Origin of the sequence: Mesorhizobium sp. M1217 (genome assembly GCF_040318275.1) — a bacterium.
Lineage (GTDB): Bacteria > Pseudomonadota > Alphaproteobacteria > Rhizobiales > Rhizobiaceae > Mesorhizobium.
In genome coordinates, this window is sequence record NZ_JAMYMA010000001.1 from 345,890 (window position 1) to 361,149 (window position 15,260).

General features: G+C 63.5%; 13 protein-coding genes. 5 read left to right on the plus strand and 8 right to left on the minus strand.

Annotated features, from left to right (window positions below; genetic code table 11):
• The first annotated feature begins 2 nt into the window (after positions 1–2).
• Both moaC and NKH37_RS01780 read left to right on the plus strand, forming a co-directional pair.
• Entirely contained in the window at positions 3–509 is a 507-nt protein-coding gene (gene moaC / locus NKH37_RS01775) for a cyclic pyranopterin monophosphate synthase MoaC (protein WP_023717712.1), read from the plus strand.
• Positions 509–1,714 carry a molybdopterin molybdotransferase MoeA gene (locus tag NKH37_RS01780; protein WP_353004261.1) on the plus strand — a complete coding sequence of 402 codons (1,206 nt, stop codon included), beginning with the start codon at positions 509–511 and terminating at the stop codon, positions 1,712–1,714. The genes moaC and NKH37_RS01780 overlap by 1 nt, the downstream gene beginning before the upstream one ends.
• A gap of 7 nt (positions 1,715–1,721) precedes the next feature.
• Here NKH37_RS01780 and NKH37_RS01785 read toward each other — a convergent pair whose 3' ends face one another.
• Positions 1,722–2,552, minus strand: a complete 831-nt coding sequence (locus NKH37_RS01785; protein WP_353004259.1) for a hormone-sensitive lipase — start codon at positions 2,550–2,552, stop codon at positions 1,722–1,724.
• Positions 2,553–2,647: 95 nt separating this feature from the next.
• On the minus strand, positions 2,648–3,895 hold the full coding sequence (gene kynU, locus NKH37_RS01790; RefSeq protein WP_353004257.1) for a kynureninase: 1,248 nt from the start codon (positions 3,893–3,895) through the stop codon (positions 2,648–2,650).
• 472 nt (positions 3,896–4,367) lie between these two features.
• On the opposite strand from kynU, the gene lexA reads away from it, so the two are divergent.
• Positions 4,368–5,099 carry a transcriptional repressor LexA gene (gene lexA, locus NKH37_RS01795; protein ID WP_084642503.1) on the plus strand — a complete coding sequence of 244 codons (732 nt, stop codon included), beginning with the start codon at positions 4,368–4,370 and terminating at the stop codon, positions 5,097–5,099.
• Here lexA and NKH37_RS01800 read toward each other — a convergent pair.
• On the minus strand, positions 5,093–7,558 hold the full coding sequence (locus tag NKH37_RS01800) for a ComEC/Rec2 family competence protein (protein WP_353004255.1): 2,466 nt from the start codon (positions 7,556–7,558) through the stop codon (positions 5,093–5,095). The two genes, lexA and NKH37_RS01800, sit on opposite strands and share 7 nt — an antisense overlap.
• A 96-nt stretch (positions 7,559–7,654) precedes the next feature.
• On the opposite strand from NKH37_RS01800, the gene gltX reads away from it, so the two are divergent.
• Complete coding sequence (gltX, locus tag NKH37_RS01805) at positions 7,655–9,076, plus strand: glutamate--tRNA ligase (RefSeq protein ID WP_353004253.1); 1,422 nt, start codon at positions 7,655–7,657, stop codon at positions 9,074–9,076.
• Between the two features lie 178 nt (positions 9,077–9,254).
• Positions 9,255–10,583 carry a citrate synthase gene (gltA, locus tag NKH37_RS01810; RefSeq protein ID WP_023717718.1) on the plus strand — a complete coding sequence of 443 codons (1,329 nt, stop codon included), beginning with the start codon at positions 9,255–9,257 and terminating at the stop codon, positions 10,581–10,583.
• A gap of 123 nt (positions 10,584–10,706) precedes the next feature.
• Here the strand turns inward: gltA and lpxB are convergent, their stop codons facing one another.
• Genes lpxB through lpxD form a run of 5 tightly spaced genes read right to left on the minus strand, consistent with a single transcriptional unit; the run spans position 10,707 to position 15,134 of the window.
• Positions 10,707–11,873: a lipid-A-disaccharide synthase gene (lpxB, locus tag NKH37_RS01815; RefSeq protein WP_023717719.1), complete on the minus strand. Its 1,167-nt coding sequence runs from the start codon at positions 11,871–11,873 to the stop codon at positions 10,707–10,709.
• The gene (locus tag NKH37_RS01820) at positions 11,863–12,765 is read right to left on the minus strand and encodes an LpxI family protein (RefSeq protein ID WP_353004252.1); all 903 of its coding nucleotides are present in this window, start codon (positions 12,763–12,765) and stop codon (positions 11,863–11,865) included. Before NKH37_RS01820 ends, lpxB begins: the two co-directional genes overlap by 11 nt.
• A 6-nt stretch (positions 12,766–12,771) precedes the next feature.
• Positions 12,772–13,605: an acyl-ACP--UDP-N-acetylglucosamine O-acyltransferase gene (lpxA, locus tag NKH37_RS01825; protein ID WP_023717721.1), complete on the minus strand. Its 834-nt coding sequence runs from the start codon at positions 13,603–13,605 to the stop codon at positions 12,772–12,774.
• A gap of 13 nt (positions 13,606–13,618) precedes the next feature.
• Positions 13,619–14,083: a 3-hydroxyacyl-ACP dehydratase FabZ gene (gene fabZ / locus NKH37_RS01830; RefSeq protein ID WP_023717722.1), complete on the minus strand. Its 465-nt coding sequence runs from the start codon at positions 14,081–14,083 to the stop codon at positions 13,619–13,621.
• A complete protein-coding gene (gene lpxD / locus NKH37_RS01835) occupies positions 14,076–15,134 on the minus strand; it encodes a UDP-3-O-(3-hydroxymyristoyl)glucosamine N-acyltransferase (RefSeq protein WP_352482670.1) in 1,059 nt (352 codons plus the stop codon). The genes fabZ and lpxD overlap by 8 nt, the downstream gene beginning before the upstream one ends.
• Between the last annotated feature and the right edge of the window lie 126 nt (positions 15,135–15,260).

The following is a 15,260-nucleotide window of genomic DNA, read 5'->3' on the forward strand; positions in this document are numbered from 1 at the left end:
GGATGGCGGCCGCCCTCACCCATCTTGGCGCGCGCGGCGAAGCCAACATGGTCGATGTCGGCGACAAGGCTGAGACGGTGCGCACGGCAGTCGCGGAGGGCTTCGTGTCGATGCGGCCCGAGACGCTGGACATGATCCTCGCCGGCGATGCCAAGAAGGGCGACGTGCTCGGTACCGCGCGTATCGCCGGCATCATGGCGGCCAAGAAGACGCATGAACTGATCCCGCTCTGCCATCCACTGCTGCTGACCAGGATATCTGTCGATATCGAGCCGGACGCAGCTTTGCCCGGCCTGAAGGTCACAGCATTGACCCGCGTCACCGGCAAAACCGGCGTTGAGATGGAGGCCCTGAGCGCCGTCTCGGTCGCTTGCCTGACCATCTACGACATGGCCAAGGCGGTCGACCGCGCCATGGTCATCTCCGGCATCAGGCTGGTTGAAAAGACCGGCGGGAAATCCGGCGACTACAAGATCACCGAAGATGGGGTCACCGAGGCAGGCCGCTGATGGCGCTGGTCCCAGTTGCTGAGGCGCTCGAGCGCCTGTTGGACGGCGCAGCTGCACTGCAGGGCGAACGCGTCGCGCTGCTGGATGCCGCCGACCGCGTGCTGGCGGAGCCGGTTGTGGCGCTCCGCACCCAGCCGCCGTTCAACGCCTCCGCCATGGACGGCTATGCCGTGCGGGCGGCTGATATCGCGTCCTTACCAGCAAAGCTTTCGGTGGTCGGCATGGCGCCGGCCGGAAGCGGCTTTGCCGGGACGGTGCAGCAGGGGCAGGCCGTCCGTATCTTCACCGGCGCGCCGCTTCCCGAAGGCGCCGACACCATCGTCATCCAGGAGAACGTCCGCGATCTCGGCCGCGGTGTCGTCGAAGTGACGGAGCCGACGGTGCAGGGGCGAAACATCCGCCGCCTCGGGCTCGATTTCGCCAAAGGCGACGTCCTGCTGCACAAAGGCCGCCTGCTCGACCCGGCGGCCTTGTCGCTGGCGGCATCGGCCAACCAGCCCGAGGTCGGCGTGGTCAAAAGGCCGTTGGTCGCCATCATCGCCACCGGCGACGAATTGCTGCCGCCGGGCAGCGAGCTTGGCCCCGACCAGATCATCTCCTCCAACGCCTATGGTGTCGCCGCCGCCGCACAGTCGGTCGGTGCGCGAGTGCTCGACCTTGGCATCGCGCCGGACCGCAGGGAGGCGATCGCTGCGCTGGTGGAAAAGGCCGTGAAGGCTGGCGCGAACGTCATCGTCACGCTGGGCGGTGCCTCGGTCGGTGACCACGATTTCGTCCATGACGTGCTGACCGGGCAAGGCATGACTCTCGATTTCTGGAAGATCGCCATGCGGCCGGGCAAGCCGCTGATGTTCGGGCGGCTGGGCGACATTCGCTGCATCGGCTTGCCCGGCAATCCGGTGGCGAGCCTGGTCTGCACCCAGCTCTTCCTGAAGCCGCTGCTGGCGCGGCTCGGCGGCCGCGCCTTTCAGCAGGATATGCGTGAGGCACGGCTCGGCGCTGCCATGCCGGCCAACGATCTCAGGCAGGATTATGTGCGGGCTGTTGTCAGCGCTGACGCCGGCACGCTCGTGGCGACGCCGTTCAGCATCCAGGATTCCTCGATGCTGAAAATGCTGGCCGATGCCAACGGGCTGATCGTCCGTGCGCCGTTCACGCCCGCCGCGGCGGCGGGCGCCGCTTGCGACGTGCTGATGCTACGCTGAACCTGCCTCACTCCGAGATCAAGGTCCGGGTCAGCGGATGGTCTGGATCGGCCAAACCGTCGATGATGTTGAAATGATGCCGGTCAGGCTCGACCACCGAACTGGTCGCGGCACCCAGGCCGATCCAGATGTTGGCCAGTAACGCGCTCTGGCGCAGGAATTCGGCGCGCTCGCCGCCGCCGGCCCAGCAGGTCAGGCGGGCCTTGTCCATCGGGCGCAGCAGCACCGGGCTTTCGGCCTGCGCCTCGGCCTCATCGATCGCCAGCGTCTCGTTCATGCCGGTGCGCATGATCGGGCGCAAATCGTGCACACCCGAGATCGATACGACATGGCGAATGCGCCGGACAATTTCGGGCGCCAGCGGCGTCGTCGTCGTAACCATCCGGCTAACAAGATGGCCACCGGCCGAGTGTCCGGTCAGCATCAGCGGCCCTGCGACCATCCCCGCCGCCTTGCCGATCGCCGCGCCGACTTCCTTGACGATGCCGCCAATGCGCATCTGCGGACAGAGCGTGTAGGACGGCATCGCCACGGCATAGCCGCGATCAACAGCGCCAGCGGCAAGATGCGACCAGAAACTCTTGTCGAATGCCATCCAGTAGCCGCCATGGACGAACACCACGAGCCCCTTGGGCTTGGTGGCCGGCAGGAAAAGATCGAGCCGGTTGCGTGGGTTTTCGCCATAGGCGATGTCGAGCCGTGCCCTGCCCTCGGTCGAAAGCACGTCGCGAAAACCCCCCGCGGGCTCCACCCAGGCCGCCGGCCAGCGATCGCTGCCGGCTATGTTGGCGCCGTTGGCATAGGCGTTGTCCCAATCGGCAATGTGACGTTCGAACACCCTGCGCCCTCCCCTGGCAATATGGCCCTGCAACGAGCGTGAGCATCGCGCGGCGCGTCGTCGCCAGCCTCACGATTCCAGCTCTCGCATCAATCTCAAGTGACAGCCGCCTTGATGGCGAAGCGCGCATCCTTCCACGCACCGGTGCGCAGGATGTCCTCAAGCACTTCGACGGCCTGCCAGACATCGGCATAGCCGACATAGAGCGGGGTGAAGCCGAAGCGCATGGTCGATGGCGCGCGAAAATCGCCGATCACGCCACGTTCGATCAGCGCGCGCATGATCTGGTAGCCATGCTCGTGCATGAATGAAATCTGGCTGCCGCGTTTTTCCCCGTCGCGCGTGCTTTCGAGCGTTAGCCCGTAAGTGCCGCACTTTGCCTCGACAAGCTCGATGAACAGATCGGCCAGCGCGATGCTCTTCTTGCGCACCGCCGTCATGTCGACATCGTTCCAGATGTCGAGCGCGCCCTTCAGCGTGCGCATCGACAGGACCGGCTGGGTGCCGCACAGAAACCGGCGGATGCCGGTGCCGGCCGCATAGCCTGGCTCGAAGGCGAAGGGCCGTGCATGGCCCCACCAGCCGGTGAGCGGCTGCTGGATGTCGGCAAGATGCCGCTCAGCCGCATAGATGAAGGCAGGCGCGCCCGGTCCGCCATTCAGATATTTGTAGGTGCAGCCAACGGCAAAATCGGCGTTTGCCTTGTCGAGCTCGACTGGCATCGCACCGGCGGTGTGGCAGAGATCCCAGACGATCATCGCCCCGGCTTCCTGGGCCCTGCGCGTCAGCGCCGGCATGTCGCGCAGTTCGCCCGACTTGTAGTTGACGTGGTTGACCAGCACCACGGCGGTGCCTTCGTCGATCAGCTCTTCGATGCTCGGCGCGTCGACCCCCGAGAGGCGAAGCAGCGTATCTTTTCGCGTCGAAACCACACCCTCAGCCATGTAGAGATCTGTCGGAAAACTGTCGCCCTCGGCGACGATGACCTGCCGCTCCGGCCGCATGGCCATGGCGGCGTGCAGCAGCTTGTAGATGTTGACCGATGTCGTGTCGCAGACCACCGTCTGGCCGGCCGCGGCACCGATCAGGCGCCCGAGCTGGTCGCCGAGTTCGAGTGGCATGTTGAACCAGCCGGCCGTGTTCCAGGCGCGGATGAGATCATGCGCCCATTCTTCGGTCGCTGCCTTGCTCAATTCATCGAAAGCGGCACGCGAAGCGGCCCCTAGCGAATTGCCGTCGAGATAGATCACTCCTTGCGGCAGCACAAAGCGGTCGCGCATCGCGCGCAGCGGATCTGCAGCATCCAACGCCTTTATGGCCACGAGATCGGGAATTCCTGTCATGATTTGTCTGCTCCCCCAAGATTCACCGCAACGCCGGACACGCATCGACGGCATCCATCGGTCACGAGCGGTTCTCCATTACCTGGTATCGCGCAGCAAGGCTCCACCGGCGACAAGTTGCCTGACCACGCGGTGGAAACCAGGAGCCAAGCCAACCCAAGGTTGGCGTTTTGAGTTCGTTTCGTTCACGGTGCATTGACCAAACCGCACAGTCGATACGGCTTCAATTCCGTGCCCCTTTGCCGGCTGACGGCCGATAGCAGTGCCGCCTTCTGGAAACCCAGAGGCCGCAAACGAAAGCAGAATCAAGGCGATGAGGCCCGCGGCGGTGAAAATGCAGCGTCCCGGTTTGGCGAGTGGTATCGTTACCCGAGCCCTAATACATTCATTAAACTTTAAACAGTTGCGGAACACAACTGGAACAGATAGTGTTTGTTCTGGGTTTGTTTTTCTGATTCTGTTGGGGGTCGCTATGCTGACACGCAAACAACACGAACTGCTTATGTTCATCCACGAAAGGCTGAAGGAAAGCGGTATCCCGCCCTCCTTCGACGAGATGAAGGAAGCGCTCGACCTGGCTTCCAAATCGGGAATCCACCGGCTGATTACGGCGCTGGAGGAGCGCGGCTTCATTCGCCGTTTGCCCAACAGGGCTCGTGCGCTGGAGGTGCTGCGCCTGCCCGATTCGATCGCCCCCGGCCTCAATGCGGCACGCAAGTTCTCGCCGAGCGTCATCCAGGGCAGTCTTGGGCAAGGTCCTCGGCAAGGCAAGCCGACATCGTCGCGCGTCCCTGCAGCCGGCAATGACGACGATGTCGTCGCCGCCGTGTCTATCCCGGTGATGGGCCGCATCGCCGCTGGTGTGCCGATCGATGCCATCCAGCACCAGACGCATTCGATCTCGGTGCCGCCGGACATGATCATGGGCGGCGAGCATTATGCGCTCGAGGTCAAAGGCGATTCGATGATCGAGGCTGGCATTTTCGACGGCGACACGGTGATCATCCGCAATGCCGATACGGCGAGCCCCGGTGAGATCGTGGTGGCACTGGTCGACGAGGAAGAAGCGACGCTGAAGCGGTTCCGCCGCAAGGGCGCCTCGATCGCCCTGGAAGCCGCCAATCCGGCCTACGAGACGCGCATCTTCGGACCAGACAGGGTCAAGGTGCAGGGCAAGCTCGTTGGGCTGATCCGCCGCTACTGAGCTGCGCCCTTGGCGCCGGCTTTTGGCTTGTCGGCTCTGCGGTATGGCGGCATGCCCCGCGCCGCGCGTGAAAATTTCCGCTGCACGTGCCAGGGCCGGTATGATTTTTCGACGGCGAAGCGGATTTCGGCGCGTGTTGCCGCTTGTGGATCGAAATAGACGGCCGCACTTCCCGCGCGCGCCAGTTGCCGTTTGGTGACGACGAGGACCAGCCGGTCGTAGTAGCAGGGATTATGGGCGGTGGCGTCGTCGATGACGATCAAGCTGGCAAAGGCGCAGGCTGGCCGTGCAGTATCGCGGTCATTGGCTAGCGCGATGATCGCGCCGGATGGATGCCTGGCAAGGCAGAGACCGTCCGTGCAAATGAACGGCATGCCCGGCGGTAAGTCGGCCGGATCGGCAATGTCGAATTGCGGATCGTTCTTTCCAGGTGTTTCCGGCGCGACGATAGCCTCTGATGTGAGCGCGCGTTTCCAGTTGTCGATGGTGAACTCATTCGGGCGTGCCCGGTTGACCGCGAGTTCACCGCTGCCGATCGGCAGCGCGACGAGCCGTGCGTCCTCCGAGATCAATACATCGGGTACGCGCGTCTGCGTTGTCGTTAGCAAGCCGGCGAGCGCAAAAGGAAGGGCCACGAGCCGCAACCAGGTCGTCGCCATGCTGGCAATGACGAGGGCGATCGTCACCAAAAGGACAGATCTCAGCGAAATCAGCCCGACCGCATCGATCGGCGAGCGCTCGGAGATCCACCCGGACAGGGCGATCATCGCCGTCAGCCCCTTGCCCATCACGTAGAGGAAAGGCCCATCCGCGCCGAACGGCATCGCCAGCGCACTGAGGACGGCGAAGGGCATGACGACCAGTGAGACGATAGGCATGATGGCCAGATTGGCGAACAGGCTGAGCGGCGCCACGCGCTGGAAATGCCATATGGCGAAAAGCGCCGTGGCGCTCCCTGCAATGATCGAGGTCATCGCCAGGCCGCCCATGCCCATCAGTACCTTTCTAGTGGCAAAGCGTAGCGGCGACCGCCGGGGCGGCGGCGTGGTGGCCCCGCCGGCGCGGTAATCGGACCAGCCTGCATAGGCGCCGACAAGGGCCGCCGTCGCGGCGAAGGACATCTGGAAGCTCGGACCGACCACCTCGTGCGGCGACACCAGAATGACCGCGATGGCCGAGATCGCCAGGTTGCGCATGGTGAGCGCGGCCCGGTCGAACAGCACGGCGATAAGCATCACCGCCAACATGATGAAGCTGCGTTCGGCCGCCACCACAATGCCGGAAAAGACGAGGTAGGCCGCAATCGAAAAAAGCGCGGCGGCCGCCGCGTATTTCTTGACCGGCCGTCGCGATGAGAAATCGGGAAACAGCGCAAAGGCGCCGCGCAGCAGCGCCATAATGGTGCCGGCGACCAACGCCATATGCAGCCCCGAGATGGAGATGATGTGGTAGATGCCGGTACGCCGCATCGCTTCGTTGATCTCCTCGGGAATGCCGGCGCGCACGCCGACGATCAGCGCAGCAGCAATCTCGCCCTCGGCGCCGCCGATGCGGCTGCGGATATGGTCGGCGATGGATTCGCGCGCGTCTTCGATCGCGGAAGAAAGCCGCGCGGCAAACGGCATGCTGCCCGACGACACGACTTTCGGATTGCCGAGAAAAAAGCCGCTGCCGCCGATACCGGCAAAATAGCTGTCGAAGGAGAAATCATAGCTGTCGGGCCGCACCGGCCCGGTCGGCGGCAGCAGCCGCACATAGCCGGCGATCTCGGAACCGGCGGTCAGCTCAGCCGGTATTTTCATCGCCGAAACGCGGACCCGTTCCGGCATGTAGCGCAGTGTCGGCCTGGCGGTTGAGATCACATCGATCGTCAGCCTGATGCGGCCGCTCGCCATGGGCTCGAACGATACGACGCGACCCGTGAGGCGCGTCGAGATTTCGGAACCGAGCATATGCGTTCCAACACGCCAGGTCTCGACCTTGGCGGCAAGCACGCCAAGCGCGCAGAGCAACGCCGCCATGAAGCACAGGCGGGTTCTGGGCCACGATCGCGAGGCGACGGCACAGAGGGCTACCAAGGCGACGATTGCGATCGGCTGTGGAAAGGCCGGCTCCACCGCCAGCGCAAAATATACGACCACCCCGCATGCGAGGAACACCGGCACCAGCAGGAAGGCGACCCCACGGTCGAGCTCCAGGCCGGCCGCCGAGGTTACGCCGTTGCGGATACGGGACGGTGACGGGAGGCGGAAACGCCGGCGTAGGCGCACGATGGGCTCGGCCGCGGGCACGGGAACCGTTGCTGGGTCGCTCGCCGGCAGCGACGGGGCATCAAAGCGTGGAGCCGGCAGCAATGCCGGTGCCGGCAGGACAGGCACGGGCGCGGCAAACAGCAAGCGTTCGCTGACGCCGCTGCCAACGTCCTCGCCCTCGCCCGCACCACGGCCTCGCACAGCCATCGGGTCTGCCCCTTGCGCCCTCGACCTCCTATGCTACATGAACGCGCAACGCGCGAAAGTCCGCAAACCCACTTCCTTCGCCTGCCTGAGAGTTCCATGCCCGACAAGGTCGTCACCCGTTTTGCCCCCTCGCCCACCGGCTATCTGCATATTGGCGGGGCGCGCACGGCGCTGTTCAACTGGCTGTATGCCAAGCACACAGCCGGCACGATGCTGCTGCGCATCGAGGACACCGACCGCGAGCGTTCCACCGATGCGGCAACCGCGGCCATCCTCGACGGGCTTTCCTGGCTTGGCCTGACATGGGACGGTGAGCCGGTGTCGCAGTTCGAGCGTGCGCCGCGCCATCGCGAGGTGGCCGAGGAACTCGTTCGCATGGGCAGGGCCTATTATTGTTACGCGACGCCTGCCGAGTTGGAGGCAATGCGCGAGAGCGCACGAGCCAAGGGGCTGCCTCCCCGCTATGACGGCCGCTGGCGCGACCGCGACCCCTCCGAGGCGCCGGCCGGCGCCAAGGGGGCGATCCGCATCAAGGCGCCGACAGACGGCGAGACGGTTGTGCATGACCGCGTCCAGGGCGACGTGCGCTTTCCCAACAAGGATCTCGACGATTTCATTATTCTGCGCTCGGACGGCAACCCGACCTACATGCATGCCGTCGTCGTCGACGATCACGACATGGGCGTCACCCACATCATCCGCGGCGACGACCATTTGACCAACGCCGCCCGCCAGACGGTGATCTACCATGCCATGGGGTGGGAGGTGCCGTCGATGTCGCATATCCCGCTGATCCACGGTGCCGACGGCGCCAAGCTGTCGAAACGGCACGGTGCGCTCGGCGTCGAGGCCTATCGCGCCATGGGCTACCTGCCGGAGGCGCTGCTCAATTATCTGGCGAGGCTTGGCTGGAGCCACGGCGACGATGAGATCATGTCGATCGCCAACATGATCGCATGGTTCGACATTGGCGACGTCAACAAAGGCGCCGCCCGTTTCGACTTCGCCAAGCTCGAGGCGCTGAACGGCGTGCACATGCGCCGCATGAACGACGCGGCGCTGCTCGACATCTTCATCGCCACTCTGCCCTATCTCGACGGCGGTCCGGCGATCGCAGCTAGCCTCGACGACAGACGCAAGGCGCAATTGCTTGCCGCTTTGCCAGGCCTGAAGGAGCGCGCCAAGACGCTGGTCGAACTTGTTGAAGGGGCTGCATTCCTGTTCGTCGAGCGGCCGATGCCGGTCGACGAGAAGGCGGCGGCGCTGCTCAGCGGTGAGGCGCGCGCGATCCTGCGGGGCGCTCATGCGGCACTGGCCACGATTTCGGACTGGTCTGCCGCCTCGGCGGAAGCCGCGATCCGCGACTATGCGCAGGCCGGAGGCCACAAACTCGGCGCCGTGGCCCAACCTCTGCGCGCCGCGCTCACCGGCAAAAGCACCTCGCCCGGCGTCTTCGATGTGCTGGCCGTGCTTGGCCGCGAGGAAAGCCTGGCGCGGATTGCTGATCAAATCGATTAGGAAACTGGCCCAAGAAGATTGGCATTGAAAGGTGTGTTTCGCAGTGCAACATTGGGTCTTGGCCTAATCTGGCGCGCAGATTCAATTGCGGGCGCAAATGTGCGTATTCCGATGCTTTTGACGTGTTGGGTTCAATGTTTTGCCGTTGCCGGCCTGAGGAAACAAAAAGGAGTTTGCTATGACCGAACCTGCGACAAAGATGGAATTTGGCGGCAAAACCCAGGCGTCGACGGCAAAACTGGAACTCGACGGCAAAACCCATGAATTCAAGATACGAAGTGGTTCGGTAGGACCTGATGTCATCGACATCGGTTCGCTCTACAGCACCACCGGCGTATTTACCTACGATCCCGGTTTTACGTCGACGGCGAGCTGCGAATCGGAAATCACCTTCATCGATGGCGATGCCGGTATTCTCTTGCACCGCGGCTACCCGATCGACCAGCTGGCCGAGCACGGCGACTTCCTCGAAGTCTGCTATCTCTTGCTCTACGGAGAACTACCGACCAAGGCGCAGAAGGACGATTTCGACTACCGGGTGACGCGCCACACCATGGTGCATGAGCAGATGTCGCGCTTCTTCACCGGCTTCCGCCGCGATGCGCATCCGATGGCGGTGATGTGCGGCGTGGTCGGCGCGCTGTCGGCCTTCTATCACGATTCCACCGATATCTCGGACCCTTATCAACGCATGGTCGCCTCTATGCGGCTGATCGCCAAGATGCCGACGATCGCGGCGATGGCGTATAAATACCACATCGGCCAGCCGTTCATTTATCCGAAGAACGAACTGAATTTCGCAGCCAACTTCCTGCATATGTGCTTCGCCGTGCCTTGCGAGGAATACAAGATCAATCCGGTGCTGGCGCGCGCGATGGAGCGCATCTTCATCCTGCACGCCGACCACGAGCAGAACGCCTCGACCTCGACCGTCCGCCTCGCCGGCTCGTCGGGCGCCAATCCCTTTGCCTGTATCGCTGCCGGCATCGCCTGCCTGTGGGGTCCTGCACATGGCGGAGCCAACGAGGCAGCCCTGAACATGTTGGGCGAGATCGGCCATGTCGATCACATCCCGGAATTCATTGCGCGCGCCAAGGATAAGAACGATCCGTTCCGATTGATGGGCTTTGGCCACCGCGTTTATAAGAACTACGATCCGCGCGCCAAGATCATGCAGAAGACCGCGCACGAAGTCCTGGGCGAGCTCGGCATCAAGGACGATCCGCTGCTCGACATCGCCATGGAGCTGGAAAAGATCGCGCTGACCGATTCCTATTTCATCGAGAAGAAGCTCTACCCCAACGTCGATTTCTATTCCGGCATCACGCTGAAGGCGCTGGGCTTCCCCACTACCATGTTCACCGTGCTGTTCGCGGTTGCCCGCACCGTCGGCTGGATTGCGCAGTGGAAGGAGATGATCGAGGACCCGCACCAGAAGATCGGCCGTCCGCGCCAGCTTTATACCGGTGCGCCGGAACGGGATTACGTGCCGATCGCGAAGCGGTGAAAGTAGCGAGTAGCGAGTAGCGAGTAGCGAGTAGCGAGTAGCGAGTAGCGAGTAGCGAGTAGTAGCTGAAGCAGCTTGGCTGTTACGGCCAGCACCATTTCCTATTCGCTACTCACTACTCGCTCACTTCCTCACCATACCCATCACCACCCCCGCCGCCATCTCGCCTGACGGCTTGTCGGTTGCCATACGCCCGGCGATGTCGGCAAAACCGTCCTTCTGCCAGGCGCGGTAGGCGGTATCGGAGAATAGCGCCTCCAGCTGGCGCGCCAGATAATGCGGACGCACATATTGGTTGTAGTGTTCCGGCACGACCGGCCGGTCGGCGATGAGATTGGGCAAGGCTGCGCTCCAAACTTTGATCAGTCCCTGCGCCATGCGCATGACCGGATCGAGCCGGTAGCAGGAGATCATCGGCACGCCCGCCAGTGCCAGTTCCAGCGATACCGTCCCCGACGCGATCAGCGCCGCATCGGCCTTGCCGAAGGTCTGCCATTTGCGTTCGGCATCAAGGATGATCTCCGGCTTCTCGTTCCAGCTCGCGACCGAGGTCCTGACCAGGTCGGCGACGTGCGGCACCGTCGGCAACAGCAAGCGCAAGCGGTGCCCGCGCGCCCGCAGGATCGATACCGTTTCGCCGAACGGCCCGACCAGGCGCCGCACCTCGCCGCGACGCGAACCGGGCAATACAAGCAACGTTTTCACACGGTCGGCGGAGAGGTCACGCGGCTGCGCCTGCGCCCTGGCGGCACTGACTATGCCCGGATCGTGTGCAAGGCGATGCCCGACATAGGTGCCGGGCGGCCCGCCCAGGCGAGCGAGTTCCTTCACCTCGAACGGCAGGATACAAAGAATGTGATCGACATATGGCTTCATTGCCGCCGCCCTGCCCGGCCGCCAAGCCCATACGCTCGGGCAGACATAGTGGACGATCGGGATCGTCGGATCGGCGGCGCGCACCTTCTTGGCGACGCGCAGCGAGAAATCCGGACTGTCGATGGTGATAAGGCAGTCGGGCTTTTCATCGACAATCGCGTTTGCCGTCTGGCCGATCCGCCGCATCAGGCGCGGCAGGTCGCGCAGGATAGCGCTAAGCCCCATCAGCGCGATCTCGCTGCCGTCGAACAATGGCGCCAAACCGAGCGCCTGCAAATGGCGGCCGCCGATGCCTACGAGCCGAACTTCGCGCCCGGTCATGCGCTTTAACGCCTGCACAAGGTCGGCGCCAAGCAGGTCGCCGGACTCCTCGCCGGCGACGACGGCTATCTTCAACGGCTGCTCATTCGCCATGCGCCGGCTCCGCAGCAGGCAGGCCGATCACGAACAGGCCGAGTGCATTGGCACGCCCGATGGTGGCAGGACATTCGAGCACCAGCGAGCGGCCGGCTTCGACGGCAATGCCGGCCAGTCCGGCGGCATGCGCCGCCTCGACGGTCAGCGGGCCAATGGAGGGCAGATCGGCACGCAGTTCCTGACCGGGCTTGGCGCATTTGACCAAAACACCACGGCTCCTGCCAGCCAGCCTGCCGTGCCCGCGTAATTGTTTTGTCCGCTCGAGCAGCCCGTCTGTGCCCTCGACGCCTTCCAGCGCGATGGCGCGGCCACCAACCGCAACAGCCGCCTGGCCAATATCCAGCGCGCCGATAGCTTTTGCTGCAGCGTGCGCCGCCTCGATGTCGCGCCAGTCGGATTTGCGTGGCGCCATCTTGGTCAGCGGGCCTTCGGCGGCGACCAGTTCCGGCACGATCTCGTGAGCGCCGACAACCTTGATGCCGCTGCGCTCGATCCTGCGCACGAACAGTTTCAGCACCGTATCGTCCCCCCGGGTTACACCGACGAGAAGGCTGGGTAGCCAGGCGAGCAGGCCCAAATTGAGGCGCATGGCGCTCAGCATGGGGCGGCGCGTAATATGTCCCGCGGTCACCAGATGCGTAACGTGATGCCGCTTGAGCATCGGCAGCAGCGAGCCGACGTCCTCCAGCCTCAAGCTTGCCTGCTCATAGGGCTCGAAATCGACTATGCGGTCGACCTCGCCCGCCGCCATGACGACGAAGGGAGGTTTGCCTTGCCGGGCGAGCGCTCGGGCAATTTCGACCGGGAGACTGCCGCCGCCGGCGATGATGCCGACCTTGGCATCTGGCGCGAGATCAAGGCCCTTTCCGGCAGCCTCAATCTTCGTCATCTGCCCTCAGTCTTCATCATCGGTATCGTCGCCGTCGCCACCTTTGAGCGACGGCACGGCATAGTGCCGCTTGCCGCGGCCAGCGATGAAATCGACGATCTTCATGGCCGTCGGCGACGAGGCGAATTCCGCCTTGGCGAACTCGATGTTTTCGCCGACGGTCCGAGAGCGATCGAAGATCGTGTTGTAGGCTTTGCGCAGCAAGTGGATCTCGGAACGCGGCAGGCCGGCGCGCTTCAGGCCAATGATGTTGAGGCCGCGAAGGCTGGCACGGTTGCCAACGGCGATGGCGTAGGGAATGACGTCGCCGACGATCGCCGAGCAACCGCCGAGAAAGGCGTTATCGCCGATGCGGACAAACTGATGAACCGCGGTAAGGCCGCCGATGTAGACATTGTCACCGACTTCGCAATGCCCGCCTAACGTCGCTTGATTGGCGAAGGTGGCGTTCCTGCCGACCACGCAGTCATGTGCAATGTGGGCATAGGCGAGGAAATTGCCGTTGTCGCCGATCGTCGTTTCGCCGCGGCTGGAATCGGTGCCGAGATGCATGGTGACGCCTTCGCGGATCGCGCAGTTCTCGCCGATCACCAGCGTGGTACGGCCGCCCTTGTGCTTGGTGTTCTGCGGCGGCCCGCCCAGTATCGCCATCGGATAGACCTTGGTCGATGCACCGATGGTGGTCGCGCCCATCACCGACACATGGCTGACCAGTTCGACACGGTCGCCGATCACGGCGTCGGGGCCGACGTAGCAGAAGGGTCCGATGCGGGCGCCTTCGCCGATTTGGGCGCCTGCCTCGATGACCGACGATGGATGGATGACTGTCTGGATTTTCATTAGCATTCGTTTGTCAGCCGCTTGCGACCATCATTGCCGAGATCTCGGCTTCCGCCGCCTTGGTGCCATCGACGAGGGCCTCGCAGGCGAATTTGAGAAGATTGCCGCGTTTCTTGATTTTCTTCACATGAATTTTCAATTGGTCGCCTGGAACGACCGGCTTGCGGAACTTGGCGTTGTCGATGGTCAGGAAATAAACCAGCGACGGCTTTTCCGTACCGAGGCTGCGGATGCAGATGGCGCCGGCCGTCTGCGCCATCGCCTCGATGATGAGCACGCCGGGCATGACCGGCTGGTCGGGGAAATGACCTTGGAAATGCGGCTCGTTTATGGTGACGTTCTTGATGCCGATGGCGGATTCGTCGCCATCTATGTCGACAATGCGGTCGATCATCAAGAACGGATAGCGGTGCGGCAGGAGCTTCATCAGCCGCATTATGTCAACCGCTTCGAGCGTCGCCGCTGCGATCTCAGCCATTTCCCCCCTCACCCTGTTTGCGCGTCCGTGCAAGTCTGCGCAAGGCCGCTATCTCGCGCATGGCTTCCGCCATCGGCTGCGCCGGATATCCTCCCCAAATCTCACCTGCAGGCACATTGCTCATAAACCCGCTTCTTGCGGCAAGCTTGGCCCCGGACCCGATGGTCAAATGATCCGCAAGGCCGACGCCGCCACCCATGGTGACGTTGTCGCCTACCGTCACCGAACCGGAAATACCCGAAAGCCCGGCTATAATGCAATTGCGGCCGATGCGAACGTTGTGGGCGATCTGCACCAGATTGTCGATCTTGGTGCCCTGGCCGATGATCGTGTCGGACATGGCGCCGCGATCGACGGTCGTATTCGAGCCGATCTCGACGTCGTCCTGAATGATGACGCGGCCGATCTGCGGAACCCGCTCCGGACCCTTGGCGCCGGCAACGAAACCGAAGCCATCCTGGCCGATCCTGGCACCGCCATGGATGATGACGCGATTGCCGATCAACGCATATTGCACGCTTGCACCTGGACCGACATAGCCGTCGCGGCCGATCTGAGAGGAAGGACCGATAACCGCATGCGGGGCAATGACGGTTCCGCTGCCGATGGCAGCGCGCGGCCCGATGACCGCGCCTGCTTCGATGATCGCACCGGCCTCGACATGGGCGGTCGGATCGACATGGGCGTGCGGCGAGATACCGGTTTCGCCGGTCATCGGTCCAGGCGTTGCAGCCGCCGGGAAAAGCAGGCGCCCGACCATTGCGAAAGCCTGCTGCGGGCGCGGATGCACCAGCACCGCAATGCCCGCCGGCGCCTTGCCGGCAAATTCGGCGGGGCAGAGAACCGCTGCCGCCCGCAGTGACTGCATCAGCGCGAAATTGCGCCTCCCATCGACGAAGACAAGCGCGTTCTCGCCGCCTTCGTTGGCGGGCGCCAGAGCCTCGATCGATACATCGGAGAGACCGGAATCGACAAGCGTCGAGCCGGTCAGATTCGCGACTTCGCCGGCCGTATACCGGCGTGAGGGCGCGAAGAACACCGGATCGGTCATTCCAGAAGCAATATCCAGCTAGCGCATGACCCCGGAAATCGGAAGTCGATCCTCGGAAAGGATCATGCGCAAAAACAAAGTGCTACAACATCCTTTGCGTGTCCAATAGGACGCGCTGCGCTGTAG

Coding starts and splice junctions, on each gene's coding strand:
- moaC (WP_023717712.1), top strand. CDS start 3: ATGGCGGCCGCCCTCACCCATCTTGGCGCGCGCGGCGAAGCCAACATG.
- NKH37_RS01780 (WP_353004261.1), top strand. CDS start 509: ATGGCGCTGGTCCCAGTTGCTGAGGCGCTCGAGCGCCTGTTGGACGGC.
- kynU (WP_353004257.1), bottom strand. CDS start 3,895: ATGACAGGAATTCCCGATCTCGTGGCCATAAAGGCGTTGGATGCTGCA.
- lexA (WP_084642503.1), top strand. CDS start 4,368: ATGCTGACACGCAAACAACACGAACTGCTTATGTTCATCCACGAAAGG.
- NKH37_RS01800 (WP_353004255.1), bottom strand. CDS start 7,558: ATGGCTGTGCGAGGCCGTGGTGCGGGCGAGGGCGAGGACGTTGGCAGC.
- gltX (WP_353004253.1), top strand. CDS start 7,655: ATGCCCGACAAGGTCGTCACCCGTTTTGCCCCCTCGCCCACCGGCTAT.
- gltA (WP_023717718.1), top strand. CDS start 9,255: ATGACCGAACCTGCGACAAAGATGGAATTTGGCGGCAAAACCCAGGCG.
- lpxB (WP_023717719.1), bottom strand. CDS start 11,873: ATGGCGAATGAGCAGCCGTTGAAGATAGCCGTCGTCGCCGGCGAGGAG.
- NKH37_RS01820 (WP_353004252.1), bottom strand. CDS start 12,765: ATGACGAAGATTGAGGCTGCCGGAAAGGGCCTTGATCTCGCGCCAGAT.
- lpxA (WP_023717721.1), bottom strand. CDS start 13,605: ATGAAAATCCAGACAGTCATCCATCCATCGTCGGTCATCGAGGCAGGC.
- fabZ (WP_023717722.1), bottom strand. CDS start 14,083: ATGGCTGAGATCGCAGCGGCGACGCTCGAAGCGGTTGACATAATGCGG.
- lpxD (WP_352482670.1), bottom strand. CDS start 15,134: ATGACCGATCCGGTGTTCTTCGCGCCCTCACGCCGGTATACGGCCGGC.